Source organism: Peribacillus sp. Aquil_B1, from assembly GCF_022603275.1.
Taxonomy (GTDB): Bacteria; Bacillota; Bacilli; order Bacillales; family DSM-1321; genus Peribacillus.
Window position 1 is genome coordinate 496,341 of the sequence record NZ_JAKXEE010000002.1, and the last position, 23,822, is coordinate 520,162.

Annotated in this window: 21 protein-coding genes; 4 read left to right on the top strand and 17 right to left on the bottom strand. The window is 41.1% G+C overall.

Annotation, left to right across the window (positions count from 1 at the left end; genetic code table 11):
- Nucleotides 1-12 precede the first annotated feature (12 nt).
- Nucleotides 13-1,158, bottom strand: a complete 1,146-nt coding sequence (locus MPH60_RS16145; RefSeq protein WP_241590736.1) for a putative glycoside hydrolase — start codon at nt 1,156-1,158, stop codon at nt 13-15.
- Nucleotides 1,159-1,720: 562 nt separating this feature from the next.
- Between MPH60_RS16145 and trpS the strand changes: the two genes are divergently transcribed.
- Nucleotides 1,721-2,707: a tryptophan--tRNA ligase gene (trpS, locus tag MPH60_RS16150; RefSeq protein ID WP_241590613.1), complete on the top strand. Its 987-nt coding sequence runs from the start codon at nt 1,721-1,723 to the stop codon at nt 2,705-2,707.
- A gap of 32 nt (nt 2,708-2,739) precedes the next feature.
- Here trpS and MPH60_RS16155 read toward each other — a convergent pair whose 3' ends face one another.
- The 4 genes from MPH60_RS16155 to MPH60_RS16170 all read right to left on the bottom strand — a co-directional run bounded on the left by MPH60_RS16155 (nt 2,740) and on the right by MPH60_RS16170 (nt 6,736).
- Complete coding sequence (locus MPH60_RS16155; protein ID WP_034314514.1) at nt 2,740-3,495, bottom strand: YjbA family protein; 756 nt, start codon at nt 3,493-3,495, stop codon at nt 2,740-2,742.
- 109 nt (nt 3,496-3,604) lie between these two features.
- Entirely contained in the window at nt 3,605-4,471 is an 867-nt protein-coding gene (locus MPH60_RS16160; RefSeq protein WP_241590614.1) for a DUF2268 domain-containing protein, read from the bottom strand.
- A gap of 39 nt (nt 4,472-4,510) precedes the next feature.
- On the bottom strand, nt 4,511-5,749 hold the full coding sequence (gene fabF / locus MPH60_RS16165; protein WP_048686925.1) for a beta-ketoacyl-ACP synthase II: 1,239 nt from the start codon (nt 5,747-5,749) through the stop codon (nt 4,511-4,513).
- 51 nt (nt 5,750-5,800) lie between these two features.
- Entirely contained in the window at nt 5,801-6,736 is a 936-nt protein-coding gene (locus MPH60_RS16170; RefSeq protein WP_241590615.1) for a beta-ketoacyl-ACP synthase III, read from the bottom strand.
- Between the two features lie 202 nt (nt 6,737-6,938).
- Here MPH60_RS16170 and MPH60_RS16175 point away from each other — a divergent pair, with 202 nt between their 5' ends.
- On the top strand, nt 6,939-7,160 hold the full coding sequence (locus MPH60_RS16175; protein ID WP_241590616.1) for a hypothetical protein: 222 nt from the start codon (nt 6,939-6,941) through the stop codon (nt 7,158-7,160).
- 42 nt (nt 7,161-7,202) lie between these two features.
- Here MPH60_RS16175 and MPH60_RS16180 read toward each other — a convergent pair whose 3' ends face one another.
- The 3 genes from MPH60_RS16180 to MPH60_RS16190 all read right to left on the bottom strand — a co-directional run bounded on the left by MPH60_RS16180 (nt 7,203) and on the right by MPH60_RS16190 (nt 9,262).
- Nucleotides 7,203-7,385, bottom strand: coding sequence for a ComZ family protein (locus MPH60_RS16180; protein ID WP_034314525.1), 183 nt, complete (start codon nt 7,383-7,385; stop codon nt 7,203-7,205).
- Nucleotides 7,386-7,603: 218 nt separating this feature from the next.
- On the bottom strand, nt 7,604-8,437 hold the full coding sequence (locus MPH60_RS16185; protein WP_241590617.1) for a hypothetical protein: 834 nt from the start codon (nt 8,435-8,437) through the stop codon (nt 7,604-7,606).
- Nucleotides 8,438-8,539: 102 nt separating this feature from the next.
- Nucleotides 8,540-9,262: a hydrolase gene (locus MPH60_RS16190; protein WP_241590618.1), complete on the bottom strand. Its 723-nt coding sequence runs from the start codon at nt 9,260-9,262 to the stop codon at nt 8,540-8,542.
- 299 nt (nt 9,263-9,561) lie between these two features.
- On the opposite strand from MPH60_RS16190, the gene MPH60_RS16195 reads away from it, so the two are divergent.
- A complete protein-coding gene (locus MPH60_RS16195) occupies nt 9,562-9,753 on the top strand; it encodes a YjzD family protein (RefSeq protein WP_048686917.1) in 192 nt (63 codons plus the stop codon).
- 82 nt (nt 9,754-9,835) lie between these two features.
- On the opposite strand, the gene clpB is transcribed toward MPH60_RS16195, so the two are convergent.
- The 5 genes from clpB to MPH60_RS16220 form a co-directional block, all read right to left on the bottom strand.
- Nucleotides 9,836-12,424: an ATP-dependent chaperone ClpB gene (clpB, locus tag MPH60_RS16200; protein ID WP_241590619.1), complete on the bottom strand. Its 2,589-nt coding sequence runs from the start codon at nt 12,422-12,424 to the stop codon at nt 9,836-9,838.
- Between the two features lie 335 nt (nt 12,425-12,759).
- Entirely contained in the window at nt 12,760-13,962 is a 1,203-nt protein-coding gene (locus MPH60_RS16205) for an FAD-dependent monooxygenase (protein WP_241615850.1), read from the bottom strand.
- A 126-nt stretch (nt 13,963-14,088) separates the two neighbouring features.
- A complete protein-coding gene (locus MPH60_RS16210; RefSeq protein WP_241590621.1) occupies nt 14,089-15,201 on the bottom strand; it encodes a cupin domain-containing protein in 1,113 nt (370 codons plus the stop codon).
- A 30-nt stretch (nt 15,202-15,231) separates the two neighbouring features.
- Nucleotides 15,232-15,723, bottom strand: a complete 492-nt coding sequence (locus MPH60_RS16215; protein ID WP_241590622.1) for a DinB family protein — start codon at nt 15,721-15,723, stop codon at nt 15,232-15,234.
- 1 nt (nt 15,724) lies between these two features.
- Nucleotides 15,725-16,672, bottom strand: coding sequence for a fumarylacetoacetate hydrolase family protein (locus tag MPH60_RS16220; RefSeq protein WP_241590623.1), 948 nt, complete (start codon nt 16,670-16,672; stop codon nt 15,725-15,727).
- Between the two features lie 393 nt (nt 16,673-17,065).
- Here MPH60_RS16220 and MPH60_RS16225 point away from each other — a divergent pair, with 393 nt between their 5' ends.
- Nucleotides 17,066-17,824 carry an IclR family transcriptional regulator gene (locus tag MPH60_RS16225; protein WP_241590624.1) on the top strand — a complete coding sequence of 253 codons (759 nt, stop codon included), beginning with the start codon at nt 17,066-17,068 and terminating at the stop codon, nt 17,822-17,824.
- A gap of 55 nt (nt 17,825-17,879) precedes the next feature.
- Here the strand turns inward: MPH60_RS16225 and MPH60_RS16230 are convergent, their stop codons facing one another.
- The 4 genes from MPH60_RS16230 to MPH60_RS16245 form a co-directional block, all read right to left on the bottom strand.
- Nucleotides 17,880-18,059, bottom strand: a complete 180-nt coding sequence (locus MPH60_RS16230; protein ID WP_034314546.1) for a YjzC family protein — start codon at nt 18,057-18,059, stop codon at nt 17,880-17,882.
- Nucleotides 18,060-18,598: 539 nt separating this feature from the next.
- Nucleotides 18,599-19,558 (bottom strand): ornithine carbamoyltransferase, encoded by a 960-nt coding sequence (gene argF / locus MPH60_RS16235; RefSeq protein WP_241590625.1) that lies wholly within the window; start codon nt 19,556-19,558, stop codon nt 18,599-18,601.
- Nucleotides 19,555-22,674 (bottom strand): carbamoyl phosphate synthase large subunit, encoded by a 3,120-nt coding sequence (locus MPH60_RS16240; protein WP_241590626.1) that lies wholly within the window; start codon nt 22,672-22,674, stop codon nt 19,555-19,557. The genes argF and MPH60_RS16240 overlap by 4 nt, the downstream gene beginning before the upstream one ends.
- Complete coding sequence (locus MPH60_RS16245; protein WP_241590627.1) at nt 22,667-23,749, bottom strand: carbamoyl phosphate synthase small subunit; 1,083 nt, start codon at nt 23,747-23,749, stop codon at nt 22,667-22,669. Before MPH60_RS16245 ends, MPH60_RS16240 begins: the two co-directional genes overlap by 8 nt.
- Nucleotides 23,750-23,822: the final 73 nt, after the last annotated feature.

The window sequence follows — 23,822 nt, forward strand, 5'->3', positions numbered from 1 at the left end:
TCATCCTTTTTTTCATGGGGTATAGTCTACTCCCTTTGTATATCGATTTGCTGCATTCCATAATAAGTATTCATCAATACCATTATCATTCAATGCTTTTATTTGGGCTTCCACTTCTTCCTTTCCATACCTTTGGTAATTCCCTTCACCTAAATATGAGGCAGTAAAATCTTGTAGCCAAGGTCTTGAAGTAGGTGGAGTTTTTAATTCCTTCAGCTTCCCGTTCTCCAATTTCGCATATTCCTTAACGAGATTATAAGGCTCCAAATCAGGTTTATCGATACCAAAATAAGATGTCCAGTGACTCGGATAGATCATCGAGGAAATGACATCGACATTCTCAGAGATTTTTGTGAAGTTTTGCCCTATTCCGGGAGCCTCAGGCAATGTAGCTGCATATCCAAAAATATCCACCGATACTTCCACATCATATGGCTCCAGCTGTTTCCTCGCATAACTTACGAAATCTGTCACTGCCTGAACCCTTTTGGCTGTATGACTCACTTTCGCTTCATCATATTCACCGACGTCATATTTCAAATCATCTTCTTTATTTTCGAATCCTTCGGGAAAACGGACATAGTCAAATTGAATTTCCTTAAAACCCATCTTTGCCGCTTCAATGGCAATACCGACATTATAATCCCACACCTCTTTTAAAAATGGGTTAACGAAGGCTTCCCCTCGACCATTTTTCCATACATTTTCGCCATCTAAAAATGATAATTCGGGCTTCTCTTTGGCCAAAAGTGAGTCTTTAAAGACGACTACCCTTGCAATCGGGTAAATTTGTTTATTCTCCAATTTTTTCAGCATTGCCTTTGGATTTTTTATGTAGTCTTTACCAATCCCAGCATATGGAGAATCCGGATCTTCGGTTTTAAACGTTACGTTCCCCTTGTCATCCTTAATGTCAATGACCATCGCATTCAAGTCGGTTTCATCTACATATTTAATAAGTTCATTCAATTTATTGCCGCCCGCTGCAGGCCCTGTCACATATATTCCGCGCACAGCATCCGGATAGTCGAATTTCAACCCCGAATCAAAAACAAAACGCGGTACGCTCGCAGGCAATTCTTTATTTTCTAATGCTACCTGCCTGGTTTCGTTCATGCCTTGTGCATGAACTGGCTGTTGAATCAGGAATATACACATTCCTGTCATCAACCATTTACACATTGGTTTCATTTTCTCCACCTCATTCGCCATCAGTCATCAATATTCAACAAATATAATAAACCCCTTTCTTTAATACCACAAACAATTAACTTTACTCCTATATATTATAAATAATTAAAAAAACTGACTTAGAAATAAGAATACGTTTAACAAACCTGTATTCCCTTGTGAGTATTCTTCCCTAAAATGGTCTGCTCATTGGGAAATATGTTAAACGGATTGATTTTCCTTGAACCCTTCATTTCTTCCATATTCAAAAAAAGAAGCGAAAAATCCGTTCTATTGGCTTGTTTGCCGTTTCAATTATACATTTAATATGAATAAATGCTAAAATACAGTATAGTGGACATTTCGTATTCTCAAAAATGGCATCGATACAGGACAAAACGGCCCTCCACAAGATTTAAATGAGCATTTCCCATCAATGGTATATGCACATTTCTTTCAAAGAAAGTGGATTCATTTTCTATTTATCCTTACAATAATGAAGAGCGAATATCCATTTATCAATAAACGCATTTAGAGGAGTGACTAGCAGTTGAAAAGGATTTTCTCCGGCATTCAGCCATCCGGTTCCGTTACTTTAGGAAATTACATCGGAGCAATGAAACAATTCGTTAACTTACAAAATGAATATGATTGTTTCTTTTGTATTGTTGACCAGCATGCAATTACAGTACCACAGGATCGCATTAAGTTAAGGAAAAACATTAAAACATTGGCCGCTTTATATTTGGCTATTGGCCTGGATCCTGAAAAGAATACCATCTTCATTCAATCAGAAGTACCAGCACATGCCCAGGCAGGCTGGATTTTACAGAGTATATCCTATATTGGGGAACTTGAGAGAATGACGCAATTTAAAGACAAATCCGCTGGCAAAGAAGGGGTATCCGCAGCACTGCTTACTTACCCTCCGTTGATGGCTGCCGATATCCTCCTTTATAGTACAGATGTAGTTCCTGTCGGGGAAGATCAAAAACAGCATCTTGAATTGACACGCGATTTGGCTGAACGGTTCAATAAAAAGCATAATGATATATTTAAAATCCCAGAAATCAGCCTCCCTACAGAAGGGGCCCGTATCATGTCCCTTCAGGAACCAACCAAGAAAATGAGCAAATCCGATCCTAATAAAAAGGCAACGATTGCCTTATTGGATAATCCGAAGCAAATCGAAAAAAACATCAAGAGCGCAGTTACCGATTCGGAAGGAATTGTCCGTTACGATAAGGAAAACAAAGCGGGTGTTTCCAACCTTATGTCCATATACTCGATCTTCAGTGGAAAAACCTATTCGGAAATTGAAGAGATGTATGAGGGCAAAGGTTATGGTGACTTTAAAAGTGATTTGGCTGAGGTGGTTCTTGGAGAAATCCTGCCAATTCAGGAACGCTATAATGAATTGATCGATTCGCCTGAATTGGATGAAATTCTGGACCGCGGTGCAGAAAAGGCGAACATGGAAGCCAATAAAATGATCAGAAAAATGTATAATGGCATGGGACTTGGCAGAAAGAGATAAAAAAAAGACGATCCGTTAAGGATCGTCTTTTTTTATAATATTGATGGGCTATCGCCAGCCTCCACTTGCCACAGCTTTTCAAAGAAAGGCTGCCCCTTCACAAGGTTTTCACAAAGCTGAAGGTGCTTCTCTGACCAGCCTTCCTTCATTTCTTCATATAATTCAAGCCAAGCTATCTGAAAATCCATTTCTTGAATGCTTTCATATTTCTCAGGAGCCCATTCTGTATACCAATAGCGGATTTCAGCCGTGTTTTTCGCCGTGAATAATTGGTCCATGGCCATGAATAGCAATTGCTTAAGCTGTCTTTCTTTTCTTGTCAAACCGTTCATGAATAAGGGAGACGGCGACAAAATATGATATTCTTTCTCAGATGTAGGTTTTTCAGTAAAGGTGTAATCCATCTCATCATGGTTTTCTATCATGTCATAAACAATTTGTTCCTGCCGGGGAATTATTCTGCTTTTCCTAATCGGAATATGATACCCTATCGTATCTACAGCTAAGATTCCATTTCCGTCCGTCACGATAAAACAATAGTCGAGCTGAATTCGTTCATGATTTTTCCTTGCATATGCTTTTTGATATACATCATTCAGCAGTGGCTTAGGTAATTCTGACAAGTCGTTTTCTATGTAGTGGAACAATGTTGATGACACTTTCAACAAAGGAACTTGATCTAGTAGTTCGATCCCGTCATCCTTCCTCCATTCATGAAAATGACAAATATTATAGCCGTTTTCTTCTCCTTCAAACCAGTTAACCCATACATCATGAAGATATAGCATCATTCATCCCTCACTTAAACAAATTTCTGTTTGTCAATCAGTATAGGCAGGAACCATACAATTTATTCCTATTCTAGAAAACAGATTAAGAAAAAAAGAACGTATATATTTAACTCTTTTTAGATAGGAATTCTTCAGATTGAATAATGAACGATTTTTTCACAGAGAGTTTCTCAGAATTTTTCACCAGGTAATAGCCACTACAGTATCCAAGCATATATGGGTATCCTTTCGTCCCGAGCAGAAGTGCATCATGAAGGGGATCTGTACGTTTTATCGTGTGCTTTTCCTCTAAATGCTTACTCCAAAATTCTCTTAGTTTATCTTCCTGATATAACTTAGTCCATTTAGCTAAAAATTTTGTTCCTAAGTATTTCCCCACCGTTCTTTCCGCCAGTCCTTCCATGATCATCGTATCCAGGAGAGTGAATTCTTTTTGGTCCTTTTTCAAATGATGCAGACGGCAAACATGATGATATTCATGAATCAACAGCGCCTCCATTTCCTTTTCGGCTATCCCCTTGCCGTAAAAAAGGAATAGTTTATCTTCAAATGCCAACCCTGACTTCGTTTCCATTTTTTTATTCCATATCCCTGAAGACATGAGCGGAAAAATATATATGGGAACATCAGGCCCACCCCATAGCTTCTTATAAGCTGTAAACAACCTTTGTGTTTTCTCCCAGACATTATTTTCGTTTAAGTCTTCCCATGTTTGTTTTGTTTTTTGATTCGGCGAATACATGCCATGCTTCAATAAATGATGATAAATCATGTCCGCATCAAGGGTATTATTGAATGTACCTTTAACTCTCTCCATCATCCGGACCGGGCGGTTGAAATCCTTCTTCATCCATTCATTGGTTGAAATGACTCCCATTTCCCATACACCTCCGCTTCTATTGACTATCGTATGATTTAAAGAAGGCGGTTGACACATTTTAATTCCTTGTAATTGCAATTTTCCCTTCAACATAAAAAGAGCAGATCCCTAAGATCTGCTCTTCCTTCGAACTTATTGATATTTTTTGAAAAGAATAGTTGCGTTATGTCCACCGAATCCAAGTGAATTGCTGATGGCTGCATTGATTTCGCCCTTCCTTGCTTGATTCGGGACATAGTCCAAATCACACTCAGGGTCTGGTGTTTCAATATTGATGGTTGGAGGCAAAATGCTGTCCCTGATTGCCTGAATCGTGAAAATCGCTTCCACACCGCCTGCTGCCCCTAACATATGGCCTGTCATCGATTTAGTGGAACTTATTGCAAGTTTATTAGCATGGTCGCCAAAGACTTCTTTGACTGCCATCGTCTCGTATTTGTCATTGTAAGGCGTACTCGTTCCGTGGGCATTCACATATTGGATGTCTTCAGGATTCAAACCTGCATCCTCGATTGCAATTTTCATCGCTCTTGCCCCGCCTTCTCCACCTGGTGCCGGAGCGGTAATATGGAAGGCATCTCCAGTTGAGCCATAACCAGCTATTTCAGCATAAATCTTGGCTCCTCTATTCAATGCATGTTCAAGATCTTCCAGAACGATGATTCCAGCTCCTTCGCCTATTACGAAACCATCACGGTTAAGATCAAAAGGACGGCTAGCCGTTTGTGGATCAGGGTTTGTCGATAAAGCCGTATTTGCACAGAAGCCTGCAACCGACATTTTTGTGATTGGCGCTTCGGCCCCGCCTGTAATCATCACATCGGCATCGCCCCGTTGAATGGCTTTAAACGCATCACCAATTGAATTAGTTCCTGTTGCACAGGCCGTTACCGTACAAGAATTGATTCCTTTTGCACCCAGTAAGATAGAAACCTGGCCAGCTGCCATGTCCGGAATCATCATTGGTACGAAAAATGGGCTTACACGTTTATATCCTCTGTTTAAAAAGTTTTCATGCTGTGTCTCAAGTGTTTCCAGCCCGCCGATACCCGAACCGATCCAAACTCCGACACGTGCAGCATTTTCATCGGTTATTTCCAGCTTGCTATCATTATATGCCATAACGGAAGCTGCAATTGCATAATGGGTAAAACGGTCCATCTTGCGTGCTTCTTTACGATTTATATATGTTTCTATATCAAAATCCTTGATTTCAGCAGCCACTTTTACGGGATATTCTTCAGCATTCAAACGAGTTAAAGGTCCTATCCCCGATTTCCCCTCGATTATATTTTTCCATCCAGTTTCTGCATCATTACCAACTGGAGAGATTGCTCCAATACCTGTTACAACTACACGACGATTAGTCATTTAAAAATGGCTCCTTCCTATTTTTAAAGCTCTTACGTTTTGCTTCTTCTTTTATTTACCCCACCTAAGAGCGATCGCTCCCCATGTAAGGCCACCACCAAAACCGACCATGACGATTAAATCATTGTCTTTGATTCTTCCTGCTTCCATTTCTTCCACAAGGGCCATTGGAATGGACGCTGAAGAAGTATTTCCATATTTATGAATCGTTTTTGTCATTTTTTCAAGCGGGAGATCCAAGCGTTCCCTTGAGGCTTCCATAATTCGTATGTTAGCTTGATGCGGGACAAGCAGATCCACATCTTCTTTCGTCAAACCAGCTTTGTCCAAGACACCCAGGCTGGATTCACCCATCTGACGGACAGCAAATTTAAATACTTCACGTCCATTCATATGAATGAAATCTCCCTCCTGTAATAAGTGCTTCCCACCGGTTCCATCTGCGCCTAATTCAAAGGAAAGGACTCCTTTTCCCTCAGATACAGGTCCAAGTACAACTGCACCAGCTCCGTCACCAAAAAGTACAGCAGTATTGCGGTCTTCCCAATTCGTTACTTTCGAAAGCTTTTCAACACCGACAATCAGCACATGCTTATATGCACCTGTCTTAATAAATTGCTGTGCCGTGATCATTGCGTACATAAAACCGGCACATGCAGCACTTACATCCATTGCAGCTGCCTTCATCGCTCCCAATTTCTCTTGAATCATGCAAGCGACAGAAGGAAATGACTGATCCGGTGTAACAGTGGCTACAAGAATTAAATCTATCTCTTCAGCCAGAATTTCCGCATTTTTCAATGCAGCTTTTGCGGCTTCATAAGCCATGTCAGATGTATCAATATCATCATTGGCAATTCTTCTTTCCTCAATACCCGTCCTAGTCCGAATCCACTCATCAGAAGTGTCCATTATTTTCTCTAGGTCCGCATTTGTTACGATTTTGTCGGGTAAGTAGCGACCAAGCCCTAGTATTCCAGCATTCATCTTGCCATCCCCTTATATTTTAATGAGTTATTATAATCATCTATTATTACCTGGTACTAATTTTATATAAAAAAAGACTTCCTTGCAAGAGTTAACAGTTTGAAAAGCTAAAGAAATCTCTTTCGGAAGTCGGACAAGCGCCTATGCCAAGGGAAATTGGGGACATACATTATAAATAAAAGGAGAATAGGAGGAATTCATTTTGGACATCTTCAATCGCAACAGGGAGAGAAAACCCGATGATCATTTTTCGAATTTGATGTTTGGCAGGAAAAATGAACCGGAGCAAGAGGAAGCGCAGGTTGATTACATGCAATTGATGGCGAGCGTTGAGACCTTGATGGGCTTATACAGTCAATACAAACCGACCATTGATAAAATCAATCTGAGCCCATTGATCGCCAAGTTCTTGAAAAAAGAATAATAAAATTTAAGGCTGCCCTTTTACCGGACAGCCTGCCTTTAATTAACGCTGAGCATCTTGTTTACCAAGCTCATAAGCTTCTTGCATAACGCTTTTAAAGAGCTCCATGAATGGCTCTGCCATCTCCATTGAGAATGGAATCCCGCTTGCTTCAAGCTTCGCTTTAGCCTCTGGGAAGTATTTCATGGCGATTCCCATAAATTCAAGAGTTTTATCTGAACTCATTCGCATTTCCCCCTATCTTTTGAATATTCATCGATTGATCATTGTGATGCCTAAATAAGCTCAATATTATCATAATTCCACTGAACCCTTTCGTAAAGGGCGTACATATAAAATCATGAATTTCTTTTGATGTTAATTCCTATCCTTGAACATTATAGTACAAGACATATAGATTAGAGGCAAATATACAGTTTTGTCTTTCCCAAATAACGAAAATGTTAATCACGCTTTCTCCACGTTTTAAGTAAGTTTAATCGTTTATTATGTTTTCTCTGTAATGCAATGCCTTCTTCCGGTTCCATTTTGCATTGCACTTCAAATATTGTTCCTTTATTGATTTTAGTTGTTGATTCGGAAGTGAATGAATCCATCCTTTCACCAAATATCAACTTGGCACATTTATCCCAATGATCATCAATACTGCTGCACAATTGGATGTCCCTATCGGAACTTGTGGTAAGCACCGCTTCCAAAGCATTTACAAAATCAGTGATGTAGATTGCATCTCCAGTATATTCATCAGCAATTGCCGCTTTGATATTAGACTGTCCAAGCTGATTGATTCCAGCTTCAAAGCTCATGCCTTCCGATTGCCAAGGTCCATAAATCGTCGGTAAAAATATGATTTTTGCAGAATCCATTTCACGAATCGAGCTTAATATCGACTGAAATATACCGACATCTTTTTCAATGGGCATGAAAAGTACGAAATTTGGCGTTTCATTCTTGCCATTTTTTTTGCATTTCTCGATGAAGGATACGATCTCTCCTATTACAAAATCGATTTTGTCCATTTTTCCGCTTTGAATATCGTAACAAGATATGAACACCGTGTCCTGCTGTGAAATATCCAATAATTTAAGTTTGTTTATCGGAAAGTATAGATAATTTGAATTCCTGCCTATTTCAAGTTCCTTTTCTTCCTTAATATATTGACTTGCTTCGGAATCAGCCCAATCGATTCCGATTACTTCTTTCCCTTGGTTCAAAAAATATTGAGTCACATAGAATCCCACAAATCGATAAGCGCCAATGACAATGTTTGTTTGCATCAATACAGCCTCCTCGTATGCCATCAAGCCCACTTCACCCGGCACGTCTAGTTTTTTTAGATGCTGTATCGTATGCAAACTATTGTAAAAATATATCTCTTCTCATAAAGTCTCTTCATTCTCATTGAAAAACTTCTGTATTTGATAGGGGATTTTATAACGTTTTTCGGGCAATATATACGTCAGCTGCAAGTCTGCTTTTCTAGCCAGCTGGATTTGCCGATAAAGGGAGGCTTGCTCTTTCCGCAAGCTTCCAAAAACCTGAATCACTTTCATGGGGATATTCTCTGCGATCATTGAATCTTCAGTGTCCAGTATATGCTGTTCACATTCTGTCGGATCGAGCTCAAATGCAGCAGCGACCTCGGACAGCCACTTTTTATAGAAGAATTTATTTTCCTTTTCTTTCTCCAGTTGTGCTTTCAAGGAAAAAACCGGATCTATCAATACGACGGACCGTATTTTATTACCAAGTTCATTCATTAACTTTAAGGCAAGGAGTGCGCCTGTCCCCTCTGCCAATATATGAACTTTTTGATTGACTATTTCTTTTTTCATGAACAGAATATATAGGTTAAGGGAAAGCTCGAGTGCTTTAGGACTGCCCCAGTTTGCTCCGTAAAAATTAGATGAAAATAGGGTGTATCCGTATTCCTTTAAATATTCCAATATCTGCAGCCTGCCAGGATGCTGCAGCCAAAAGCTGCTTTCTTTTTCGACAAAATGACTACGGTCTCCAATTACCATTACGGAAAAACCACTGGGCCGTTCTGGATAATAGATGATATTCCATTGGTCATCAATTTGAAAAGTTCGTTGTTCCATCGTTCAAACTCCTTTAAGGAATATTACTACTACTATATTAATTTATGACGAAAAATAGAAAGGGTCAGTGGAAACGCCTAACTTCTTATCTTTAATTAACCAAGCACGGAGTTTTTACTTTTATTTTTTCCGTATGATTTCCCTTTTGAAGTTTGAAACCAACAAGTCTGCCTGAAAAGAAAAGTTCTCTTATGATTTAATGTATTGAATTATTTAAAGGTTATTATTAAAAACACGTTTTAACTGTATATTAATTATGGTAAGATAAAAATGAATGTAGTGGAATGAGGTGAAATTCGATGCGTTATGCTTGGACAATTTTTTGGACATTCTTATTAGTGCATATGACTGTATATGTTGTTTCTTCCATGATCGGAGTTTCATACGATGCTGCGCAGGGAACGATTTTAGGATTAGCTGCTGCTATCCTGATTTGCATCATCCCGGCTATCATGCCTGCTGGGCCAGCTAAAGACTCTCATCAACATTAAGAAGCAAAAGAGGACATCCTTTATAGGATGTCCTTTTTGTTATACCGTTCTTTGCTTACGGGTAAACTACATTTCAACGTTTTTATATGAGAACCAATTCATCATGATCATAATCAATCGTTATTCCCTCTTTAATCTCAACAGTCCCGGCAATGATTTTACGGGCGATTTTCGTTTCCAGATGCTTTTGGATGAATCGCTTCAGCGGTCTTGCCCCATATACCGGATCATATCCTTGTTCCGCAATGAATTCCTTAGCCGCTTCAGTAACATTCAGGACTATATTTTGTTCAGTCAACCTTACTTGTAATTGATGAACCATTTTATCTACTATTTCAACGATTTCTTGTTTTGTAAGAGGTTTGAATAATACAATGTCATCAACTCGATTCAAGAATTCCGGACGGAAATGCCCTCTTAACTCTTTAAAGACCTGATCTTTTATTTCTTCCTCAATGCCTCCATCCACCCTGTTGGACTGCAATAAGAAATGGGATCCGATATTGGAAGTCATGATGATCACCGTATTTTTACAGTTGATTGTTCTTCCCTGGGAGTCTGTTATCCTTCCATCATCCAGCATTTGCAGCAAAATATTGAAGACTTCCGGATGCGCCTTTTCAATTTCATCCAATAATATAACTGAATATGGGTTTCTCCTAACAGCCTCCGTAAGTTGGCCGCCTTCCTCAAATCCAACATATCCAGGAGGTGCACCAACAAGGCGGGACACCGCATGTTTCTCCATATATTCCGACATATCGATTCGAATCAAATGTTCCTCACTATCGAATAACGTTTCTGCCAAAGCTTTTACCAATTCGGTTTTACCTACACCCGTTGGCCCAAGAAAAATGAATGAACCGATTGGTCTGTTTGGATCTTTAATTCCAGCTCTTGCCCTTAAAACAGCATCGGATACGAGTTCCACCGCTTCTCCTTGACCTATTACGCGTTCATGCAGGATATCAGATAGGCGAAGCAGCTTCTCCCTTTCACTTTCCACCAGCTTGCTAATCGGAATCCCCGTCCACCTTGCAACAATCGAGGCAATTTCCTCCTCCGTCACTTCCTGGCGAAGCAATCGTGATTCCTGTTTTTCCTTTTCCAATTCGTCTTCCATTGCTTCCAATTCTTTTTGAAGCTGCGGAATCCTTCCATGCCGAAGTTCAGCTGCCCGGTTAAGGTCATAGTCATTCTCTGCCTGATCCAGTTCATGACGCAGTTTCTCTAGCTCTTCACGTTGATCCTGCACCTTTTGAAGCGCTGATTTCTCCATTTGCCACTTCGATTTCATGCTATTCGCTTGATCCTGAAGTTCTGATAGTTCTTTTTGAAGCACTTCCAGCCTTGCTCTGCTTTGAGGGTCCTCCTCATTCTTCAAGGCCGCCTCTTCAATTTCAAGTTGCATGACTTTTCTCGTAATTTCATCCAACTCGGATGGCATTGAGTCGATTTCCATTCGGATCATCGCACATGCTTCATCCACAAGATCTATCGCTTTATCCGGTAAAAATCGCTCCGTTATATATCGGTTCGAAAGGACAGAGGCCGCAACGATCGCCCGATCGTGTATCCTGACGCCATGGTGAATTTCAAACCGTTCCTTTAATCCCCGCAAAATTGAAATCGTATCTTCAACATCCGGTTCAGGAACCAGAACCTGTTGGAAACGGCGTTCCAGAGCCGGATCCTTTTCAATATATTGCCGATATTCATCAAGGGTCGTTGCACCGATACAATGCAGCTCACCGCGCGCAAGCATCGGCTTTAACATATTTCCGGCATCAAGTGCGCCATCCGTTCTTCCTGCACCGACAATTGTGTGCAATTCATCAATGAATAATAGAATTTTACCGTCACTCTTCTTGATCTCATTCAAGACCGCTTTTAGGCGTTCCTCAAATTCACCGCGGAATTTGGCACCAGCGACAAGCGCACTCATATCAAGAGAAAAAACGGTCTTGTCCTTTAATCCCTCAGGCACATCCTTCCGAACGATCCTTTGTGCCAGCCCCTCGACTATGGCTGTTTTACCTACTCCGGGTTCTCCTATTAATACAGGATTATTTTTCGTTTTACGTGAAAGGATCCGGATGACGTTACGGATTTCCGTATCACGGCCGATTACGGGGTCAACCTTCCCCGATTTAACCTCAGCAACGAGATCTCTGCCGTATTTTTTCAGTACTTCATAAGTGCTTTCAGGATTTTGACTAGTCACTCGCTGATTCCCCCTTATATCGTTTATAACCTGTTTTGCTTTATCATAATCCATTCCATATAATGAAAAAAGCCTGTTCACATTCGTTTTATTGACCTGCAGCGACGCAAGGAGTATATGTTCGACAGATAAGTATTCATCCTCCCACATCTGCATTTCCTTTTCGGCAGCCATCAACATTTGCTGCAGGGAGGATGACATGTAAACCTGGGAAACACTACCGCTCACTTCCGGTAATCGATCCAGTTCCTTATTTAGCTCTATATCAAATAGATTCATCGGTTTACCAGATTCCGATAAAATCCTGATTAATAAACTTTCATCCTGTTCCATTAAGGCCTTTAATAAATGAAGCTCCGTCAGCTCGGGATTCCCTCTATCTTTGGCTAGTTCCTGGCCGCCAATGAACGCCTGTTGGGTTCTTTCCGTCATTTTATTCATATCCATCTTAAAACCTCCCATTCATCTATATCATGAACGAATTCCCACTCAGTTTGACCAACTTTGACCTTTATATTTTCATTATACTTTTAATTTTCCCCATGTAAAGGAAAGATATAAAAAATGCAGTAGATAAGGTAAACGGCAAAAACCTTTCTTCATATAGAAGAAAGGCTTGTTCAATTTGGTTGATTTCCTCTCCAGGCACTCGCTTTCAGCGGGCGGTCCGGGAGCCTTGCGCCTGCGGGGACTCCCTTGGACTCGCTTTTCCCGCAGGATCTCGCACACCCGCTCCAATCAATTTTCTTTAACTTTTAGATGCATGATGAATCAAAACCGGATTATGCTTTCACGGCCGTTTTATTATAGCCATGAAATTCATCGACGAATTGGAAATCCTTATCCGTCCGACCTGCAAGGATCGTATCTCGGAGAAGAATGCCTGTATCGGTCGTATTGTGGATGATTTCCCCCCAAATTCTTGCGCTCGATTGAACTTTAGCCGTGCGCGGTATGCGTTCCTCTTGATATTTCAAAAATGCCTGTTCAATGTCATTCCCATGCTTATGAAGCATATCCGATAAATAAGCTGCGTCTTCTAAAGCCTGGCAAGCCCCTTGTGCCAAGTATTGAAGCATCGGATGTGCCGCATCACCCGTAAGTGTAATTCTTCCTTTTGTCCAATTATCGATTGGTAACCGGTCATACATTGGCCAGCGGCGTTGTCTTTGGATGAATGAAATCGCATTCTGAACAAGCTCACAAGTTCCGGCAAACACAAGGTCCATTTCTTCCGGGGTTCCCCATTGATCTGTTTTTTCGTTTTCTTCCGTGTATTGAGAACTTTTGAACACCACTACTTGGTTGTATAGTTCTCCCCTTCTAACCGGGTATTGAACAAGATGAAGGTTTGGCCCAATCCACATATAAACATCATCTAAATCTCCATGGCTCGTAACCTCTTCCATCGGAATCGCTCCCCTGTATGCAACATATTGAGAGCAGATCGGTTGATCTTCCACAAAAAGTTTCCGTGCCTTGGACCATAATCCATCGGCTCCAATGACAGCGGTTCCTGAATGTTGGGACCCGTTGGCAGAAGTAACCGTCACTTCCCCTTCATTTTCTACCGTTTCAATAATGGTTTGGTTCGTAACCAGTTCAATATACGGGTTATTTTCACAGGCTTCAGCCAGTACTTTATGCAAATCGGAACGATGCAAGACAACATACGGTGCTCCATATCTTTCTTTATAAACATCACCTAAATCCAAAGCGGAAAGCTCTTTTCCGGAAAAGGCATCCATCAGCACCAATCTTTTTGGAAATACTGCAATTTCATTGATTTTATCCATGACCCCTAAACGCTGCAAGACGTTGGTGGCATTTGCTGCAAGCTGAATCCCTGCACCAATTTCGCCAAATTCGGGAGCTTGTTCAAGGACTTTTACATATTGTTTTGTTTCTGCAATTCCTAAAGCAGTTGCCAATCCGCCAATTCCCCCACCGATAACGATGAATGGTTTATTTTCTGTGTTCATCATCAATTCCCCCTATATTTAGTTGCTTTTAGCCAATGTTGCGGATCACTACGACAGTAAGCGTTTTCATTCGACTGGCATTCCATATATTCATCAGGATCTAAGCTGAAGTTTCCAAACAGATTATTTTCAAACCAAAACAGGCTTGAATTCACTTTCAACCTTTTGGTAACCATTGTTTGCGTCTAATGCCTGTTGCTGCTCCAAGTCGAATCTCTCCATTATTGGTAAGTCGTTTACTGAGAACAAGTAAGAATCCGCTTCTGCAACATGCTCATGCCATGCCCAATTTGGAACGACGAAATAATCTCCCTTGGACCAGTCAAAACGCACTCCATTAATTACCGTATAGCCTGAACCTTGGTGCACTTGATAAATTGTGGAATGGGTATGGCGATGTGCTTTCGTATGGAAACCTTTCGGAAGTTTCTGCATCCATGCCCCCATCGTCGGATTGGCCGTTTGGCCATTTGATGGATTGATATATTCCACGGCGAAACCATCATATGGATCCGGTTCAAAATTCATTAAACCTTCTATCGCTGCTTTGGTGCCTTTCCACTTGTAGTTGGCAAGCGGTGCCACTTGTGAATAACGGTCGGATACTGGACGAACCATTCCGCCTTGATAACGGAGCTCTGAAAAATTATCGGGCCGTTTAGGCGTTTCAATCCGATCAGGATATGGTTCAAAGAAAGTGCCGCCTATGGAATAGATGGTTGGGATATCAAGGGCATCCATCCAAATCATTGGTTTATCGCCAACATGTCCATGACCATGCCATAGGTTTTTAGGCGTGATCAAGAAATCTCCTTCTTCCATGAAGATCCTTTCTCCCTGCACGATGGAGTAAACACCTTCACCATTCGTAATGAAACGAAGCGCACTTTGGGAGTGACGGTGGGAAGGGGCCACTTCACCTGGCAGCAATAGCTGGACCGCTGCATATAGCGTTTGTGTTGTCGAAGCCCATCCCCAAGGCTGACGATAAGTGAGTCCAGGGTTCTGAAAATAAATGGCCCTGCGCTCCCCGCCTCGGTCAGGTGTGAATATTTCAGCCGCTTCCATCAATTTTTTTGTCAAAAGCTCTTCTTTCCATAAATAAGCATGCGCATGAGGTTTAGGTTCATGATCCATCAGAGCGGGAATGGCTTCCCACAGCGGCCCAAGGTTATACTGCTGAATATCCTTTGTAAAATCTTTTACGATTGTACTATTCATGTATTCCGATTTTTCAGCCATATTAATCCCTACTTTCTTTTTTATCTTGCCTCACTGGATCTTAGAAAGATTTCGCTTTATTTGATCATAGTGTCCTGAAACATGCTCATCGATGAAGTGATCGACTATATAAGAAACTGGTTTGTTTCCGAACTTAGCGAAATTCCGGTGTGGCGATTCTTTGGATAGTGTTTCTTCATCTAAATTCCCGAGACTGCTCTCCACTTTGTATTTAAGCTCCTCCACTTGCTTCATGACAACTTCAACAGCAAGTTTGTCTGTATCTGTAACTGCTGCCAATCGGGCTGGATCTTGCAATCCACGCCCCCATTCGGCTCCAGGCATCGCTATTACAGTTTCCACTTCACCTAACCAATAAGGAATGGCTTCAGCTAAATGGGAAAGTATCTGCATGATTGACCATTCATCCTCCGCTGGTTTAAATCGGATTGTATCTTCCGGTAGGTTTGCCGCTGTTTCAAGAATGTGGCCGATTGATTGTCGAACCGATTGGATTGAAGTCCCGATATCCTGATAAGCCATTTTATTTTCCCTCCCCGACACGTCGCACACGGTTTTCAAGATAACCTATTTTGTCTATTTCGATTTTGACAACGTCACCATCTTTTAAAAATACTTGTGGATCACGGGCTACCCCTACGCCACCCGGTGTTCCTGTAAGTACGATGTCACCTGGTTCAAGAGTCATTAAGTTCGATAAGAATTCAACTAGATACTTCACATCGAATACGAAGTTGGATGTATTCGTTTTTTGGCGTTCTTCACCATTTACCGTTAATCGGACATTTAAGCCAGATGGATCGGAAAGTTCATCGGAAGTGACTAACCAAGGCCCCATCGGAGCACTTCCTTCAACCGTTTTCCCTTGTAGCCACTCAAGTGTTCGCCGTTGGATATCACGGTAAGTGACATCATTCGCAATTGTATAACCAGCTACATAATCAAGAGCATCTTCTTTAGAAACATTACGTGCCCTTTGTCCGACCACAAAAGCGAATTCAGCTTCATAATCTAGTTGTTCTGAGATTGGGAAAAACGGTATATCGTCCTGGGGACCGATTACTGTATTGGCGAACTTTGCGAATACCACAGGGAATGGAGGCAGTTCACGACCCATTTCAGCAATATGCTCACGGTAGTTATGTCCGACACAGATAATTTTGCTTGGCTTTTGGACAGGGGCCTCAAGCTTTATATTTTCAATTTCATGTACCAATTTATGTCTGAAGGAATCACGATTGTTAATAGCGTAGTCCGCAGCCTTTTGCGCGATGGAAAGGCTTTCATTCCCTCCCTGTAAAAACTCCTCCATTGTTGCAGGGACATACGCGTCAGCGATTTGTTCACTGCGAAGTTTCCCTTCGCTTTCAAGAAGCGCTTGATAGGCATAGTTCAAGTCAACTACTATATTATTCGGGTAAATTGCACCAATACGTTTAAATCCTTGACTGCTGAAAGTTACTAATTTCATATTTCATTCTCCTTTATTTATCTGGATTTTTTTTAATAACTCTTTTTGATGCCACCATCCCAATTCTGCTGGATTCGCGTCACATACCAGTATTTTGAATGACTGTACATCTTATCTTTTTCACTTATAGGTAACACTGTTCACTATTTATATAAATAATAACTCAATTTTCGGAATATTGTCAAGAAAGTATTGCAAATTTTTGTGCAAATGTTATCATCTACACCATTATCAGTACTTCGGAATCAATAAAAACTGCGCTAAAGTTATTTTTTAATAGGAAAGGATATTGATAGCTTCAAGCAGCCAGCGGTTTTTCTGCTAAATTTCATTTATATTTTACAGATTCTGATATACTAGACCTAAATTAAAACAGATTAGGGAGATTGATTTATGGAAATCGTAAAATCCGGTTCGACGATTCAATCATTACAAATAGGGATGAGCATCATAGATTTACTTGCTTCGCAAAGAACTCCTTTAAGATTCTCTGATATACAGGAATTAACGGATATTACAAAAAGTAATCTCTATAAGTATTTGAATACTTTGACTCAACTGGAGCTACTATATCGCGATAAGACAACCGGTATGTATCATCTTGGGAGCAAATTGATTCAATACGGAATGGCAGCGATAGGAAATGAGGATGTAACGAGCAGAATAACTCCTTATTTACAGGAAATCAGTCACCATACTTCTTGTACGGTCCTTTTTTCCGTTTGGACATACGATGGACCAATCACTGCGAAGATATGGAATTCCAACCAAAACTTAAACATCGGGGCACAGTTAGGTACGAGACTTCCACCATCATCCTCTTCCGGAAAGGTATTCACTGTATTTCAGGATCCATCATTGACGGCGGAATGGATTGAAAAAGATCGTAATGTTACAGGTCCGTTCCTTAAAGAAACAAATGAATATGATGAAATTCGGAAATACAAAATAGCTTTTGCCAAAGAGCCTCTAGTACCATCCGTTTCCTCGATGTCGATTCCGGTTTTTAATTATAATTCGGAATTATTGGGAGCGATCACTGCCGTTGGGTTCACCGAGAGCATTCCTGATCATTATGAAGATCCTTTAAGCCATTATTTAAGGAAGTGCTGTTTGGAAATCTCGAATATATTCGGTTATTCTGCTGAATAGAAAAAAAAGCAGGAAGAAGGAGGGCGATCATTCCTTTTTCCTGCTTTTAGATGTTTCATGGCTTCCGCTTATATGTCCATATCCGGTTATGATTGGATGTTTCAGGAAAAGAATCCCCTGCATCAAGCTTTACCATTTTCGGATTCACTACCGTGCTGCCCGTTTCACCGATTTCTACGTAGGTCCCATTATTAGGTGCCTTCTGACCCGGCTTAAATTGACGATTTTGCCCCATAGATTTCACCCCTTTACATGCTTTCCCTGTTATTATTACCAGGTTCCTTCCTTTCATGTCAGAAAAATTAAGAACATACAGGAAAGCGGCTGAATTAAAAAAGTGTTGTTCTTTGAACTTGACTTGACCGTTGATTGGAACATAGGGCACTCGCTTTCCGCGACGGTCCGGGAGTCTCGAACACCCGCTCCAATCAACTTTGTTTTAACATTAAGAACTGCTGTCACTTTTTGTTTAAAACAGATGGATTAAAAACTTAAGGTGTTAAGGATGCTTTCTAAACATGGTTCTATTCAGCGAGATCATCTTGAAATGATTACTTTAGATCACTTGGTGCCATCGAACCATTTGGTTAGTAAAATGAAGGCATCAATTAGTGTCTTTTTCATCGATGACTTGGTGGTAGGAAGTCCAAGTATTGATCTAGTTATGATCCTCTAACTGCTACAATAAAATCAAAAAGGTTTCGGAATGAGACCATTCCGAAACCTTTTTTTCTAAAAACTGAGTGACTGCTCTCTGAAGAGACTCTTGTTTGGTTAAGACATTAAGTCCACAAGGACCGCCTTTTGGGCATGCAGACGATTTCCGGCTTGGTGGAAAACGACGGAATTAGGCCCATCGATGACTTCAGCCGTAACCTCTTCCTCCCGATGTGCAGGCAGGCAATGCATGAATAAATAATCTTCTTTAGCAAGTTTTACCAACTCACCATTGATTTGATAATCTTTAAAAGCTTCTAAGCGGATACCATTCTCGATTTCCTGCCCCATGGAAGTCCAAACATCGGAATAGACGATATCCGCATCTTTTATGGCTTCCGAAGCTGAGGTTGTTAGCAAAATTTTACTGCCAGTCTCTTCTGCCACTTTTTTAGCATAGGCGACGACCTTTTCATCAGGTTTATAGCCATCAGGACATCCTATGGAAAAATCCATTCCCATTTTTGCACAGCCTACCATCAATGAATTGGCAACATTATTGCCATCACCGATATAACTCATCTTCAAGCCTTTTAGGTGCCCTTTTATCTCGATGATCGTCAAAAAGTCAGCAAGCACCTGACAAGGATGGGCAAGATCTGTTAACCCATTGATGACTGGGATAGTTGCATTTTCTGACAATTCCAGGATTTTTTCATGTTCGAAGGTACGAATCATGATGCCATCAATATATTCAGAAAGGACTTTTGCAGTATCGGAAATCGTTTCACCACGTCCAATTTGCAAGTCATTGCCACTTAGGAACAAAGCGTGTCCGCCAAGCTGCATCATGCCCACTTCAAAAGAAACACGAGTACGGGTAGACGATTTTTCAAAGATCATCCCCAGCGTTTTACCTTTTAAAGGCGTATATTCTTCACCGGCATGCAATTTGCCTTTAATGGTCTGCGCCAGTTTTAACAAATCTGCAATTGCAGTTGGTGTAGACTCCTTCATGGTCAAAAAATCTTTTCCATTTAAAATCTTCGCTTGTGTCGGTGCCGTCATTGAACTCATACGTGTGACACTCCTTTCGAATATGGTACAAGCCATTCCTGAAGCGAGTTCACCTCTGGATCAGCATTTTCTACCGATTGTAGATAGGCCTTGAACGTCTCTTCTTCCGTAAATGCAAGCAGTCGGTATTTCGCTGCAAGTAACCTTAGCTTTTTATCTTCCTCCGTTGTTCCATATGCCAAAACGACCGCCGCATTTCCTTCATTTAACCATTTATCAAAATCTGAATTCCCCAATATCAAACCTGCTTCTTTGATTTGGGCTAACAAATCTTCACTTAATTGGACAGATCCTGACTGATAAACACCTGTAGTATGTTTAACTTTTTGTGCATGGAATACTTTTGTCAACGCTTCATTTACCGTTTCCCCGATGGCGATTCCTTCACCTGTTGATTTCATTTCCGGACCTACCTTCGAATCAAGTCCGCTTAGTGCAAATGTAGAGAATACGGGATATTTGACGACTGCATATGGAATTTCATCCATTAAGCCCGTTTTTTCGAACGCATTCGACAATGAATATTTCCCAAGCAATATTTTTGTCGCGATTTGCACCAAGGATACATCGGTCACTTTACTGATGATTGGAATTGTCCGGCTTGCACGAGGATTCACTTCCAATACATATACACTATTTCCCTCAATCACGAATTGGATGTTCATAAGTCCTTTATATCCAAGTTCACTAACTAGTTTATTAGCATAAAGGGTCATTTTATCTTTGATATCATCCGTTAAGGATTGTGCTGGCAATAATGCCATGCTATCTCCTGAATGGACTCCTGCTTTCTCTATATGTTCGGCAATGATGGGAATGTATACATCATTTCCATCCGCAATCAAATCGATTTCGGCTTCCTTCCCTGCAATATAGGAATCGATCAACACTGGATAGACAAGTGCCGTTCCATTTGCCATTCTATTCAACAAGCTTTCCTTGGAGCGGATGATTTCCATTCCCTGGCCGCCAATTACATAGGATGGGCGTAAGAGCACCGGAAAGCCGATTGCCTCTGCACTTGCAATTAATTGTTCTTCACCATTAGCCATAGAACCCGGTACATGCGGGATATCCAGTTTTTGAAGAAGCTGATAGAAACGATCACGATCTTCTAATTGATCCAGTGTATCGAAGGAAGTCCCCAACAAATTGACACCGTATTCTTCCAGGCCTTTTGCCAGGTTTATCGCAGTCTGCCCACCAAATTGGACGATAACATCTTTAATATCTTCCGCTTCTATTACATTAAGAACATATTCAAGAGTCAACGGTTCGAAATAAAGGCGATCTGCCGTCGCAAAATCCGTGCTTACCGTTTCCGGATTATTATTGATCATGATCGTTTCAACATTTTCATCCTGGAGCGCATAAACACCGTGAACCGAACAGTAATCAAATTCTATTCCCTGTCCGATGCGGATCGGACCGCTGCCAATCATCAAGACTTTCTTTTTATCCGTTTTTTTCTGTTCGTTCTCACCAAAATATGTTGAATAGTGATAGTTCGTATGTGATTCGAACTCGGCTGCACATGTATCAACCGTTTTGTAGACAGCCGTAAGTCCTAGTGATTTGCGGTGTGCTCTCACTTCCATCTCACTCACTTTCCATACGGAAGCAAGATAGCGGTCGGAAAAGCCCTTTTCCTTGTATGTCTGCAGTTCTTCCTTTGTTACCTGATCGATTGCCTTAGATTCAATCTCCAATTCGTACTGGATCAATGAAGCAAAGGATTTAAGGAAGAAATAATCTATGGCTGTCGCTTCATGGATTTCTTCAATCGTCACGCCTTTTCTAAGCATTTCAAAAATGACAAATATTCGTTCATCAGATTTTTCGGCAAGCTTTCCCCAAAGTTCAGGAACTGCTATATTTTTCAGCGATAATAGCTGCAGCCCAATCGTTTTCAATTCCAATGAATCGACGGCCTTTTGGACTCCCGCTTCAAAGCTGCGGTGTAAAGCCATCACTTCACCAGTCGCCTTCATCTGTGTTCCCAATTTGCGGTTGGCGGTCGTGAATTTATCGAATGGCCACCTTGGGAACTTCACCGCTACGTAGTCAAGAGCAGGTTCGAAGCTTGAATATGTGCTTTTCGTTACTGGATTGATGAGCTCCGATAAATCGTAGCCGACAGCGAGCTTTGCGGCTATGCGTGCTATTGGATAACCTGTTGCTTTGGAAGCCAGTGCCGATGAACGGCTGACGCGCGGGTTTACTTCTATTAAATAATATTGCTTGCTATTCGGATCAAGGGCAAATTGAATGTTACAACCGCCTATGATACCTAAAGCAGAAATGATTTTAATGGATGCGGCACGCAGCATCTGAAACTCATCGTCCGATAAAGTCTGTGATGGTGCCACGACGATCGAATCACCTGTATGGATCCCGACCGGATCGATGTTTTCCATATTACAGATGGTAATGCACGTATTGTTGCCATCTCGCATAACCTCATATTCGACTTCCTTATAACCAGCTATGCTTCTTTCAATCAAGCATTGTGTAATCGGGCTTTCTTGAAGTCCGCCCCGTACAAGTTCCTTGAAGGTGTCCAGTGAATCGGCAATACCACCGCCAGTTCCGCCGAGTGTATAAGCGGGACGAACGATGATGGGGAAACCGATTTTGTCGGCAAAAGCCAGCGCTTCTTCAAGAGTATGAACAATTGTACTGTCGGGAACGGGTTCACCTATTTCAAACATCAACTCACGGAACAGCTCACGATCCTCCCCTTTTTTGATGGAGTCGATCGGAGTTCCTAATAATTTGACATTATATTTTTCGAGTATTCCAGCATCATCCAATTGATAAGCGAGATTCAATCCTGTTTGACCGCCTAATGTAGCGAGCAGGCCATCCGGCTTTTCTTTGGAAATGATCTTTTCCAGTACGTCAACTGTTAAAGGTTCGAAATAGACAGCATCCGCATTCATATCATCAGTCATGATCGTTGCTGGATTGTTGTTGACCAGTATGACTTTATATCCTTCTTCCTTTAAAGCAAGGCAGGCCTGTGTACCTGCATAATCGAATTCGGCGGCCTGCCCAATGACAATAGGCCCCGAACCAATCACTAAAATGGTCTGTATCGTGTTGTCCTTAGGCATAAGCTTTTTCTCTCCCGCTATAATCATTTATCATTTGTAAAAAGTCATTGAATAGTAATGAACTCTCGATAGGTCCTGGATTCGCCTCTGGGTGGTACTGCGTAGTGAAGATTGGCAAGTCTTCATGCATGAGCCCCTCAACCGTGTTATCATTCACATTTCTGAATCTTACTTGCAGTGATGTTCCTTGCAGGCTCGGTTCATCAACCTCATAACTATGATTCTGCGAACTCATATACACCTTTTTCGTTTTCAAATCGACCACGGGCTGATTCGCACCGCGATGTCCAAACAGCATTTTTTTTGTATTTCCGCCTAAGGCAAGGGCCGTTAATTGATGACCGAGGCAGATGCCCATCGTTGGAAAATTCGTAATGATCTTTTTAATGTTTCCTAAGAGGTATTCAAGCTGTTTTGGATCCCCAGGCCCATTTGAAAGCAAAATACCATCTGGCTTCATGTCCTTGATTTGCTCGAATTCCGTATCGAATGGTACGACAGAGACTCGGCAGCCTTGCTCGACCAATGAATCCAATATGGATTTTTTATAGCCGAAATCCATCATCACAACGTGCTTGTCGCCTTCCCCAAAGCTCTCGACAACCTTTGTGGATACCTCAGCTACATGGGCTGATAAACCATTCAGGCCGGGTACGACAGTGTATTTTTCTTCTGCTGTGATGACTGCCTGCATGGAACCTTCCTGTCTTATATTCTTAACGACCGCTCTTGTGTCAACATGGCTTAAAAGAGGGATGTTCCACTTGTCTAAATATTCACCAAGTGAATATTCAGCCTGATAATGGGAATGGCTCATATTACCTTCATATACAATCACACCGGCAACATGCGGCTTCTTACTTTCAAAATCGTGTTCATTGATTCCGTAATTTCCGATCAACGGGTATGTGAAGATGACAATCTGGTCCTTATATGAAGGATCTGTCAACACTTCTTGATATCCGGTCATTCCTGTGAAAAAGACAATCTCTCCAGTGATTGTTTTTTCATTCGATTTAGTCAGCAGTTCCCCTTCAAAGACGGAACCATTCTCTAAATATAGATAGCTTTTCATGATCTTCACCTCTTTAGATGATGTATATTTATATATACAATAGCATAATTATTCATTTTGTTCTATAAAAATT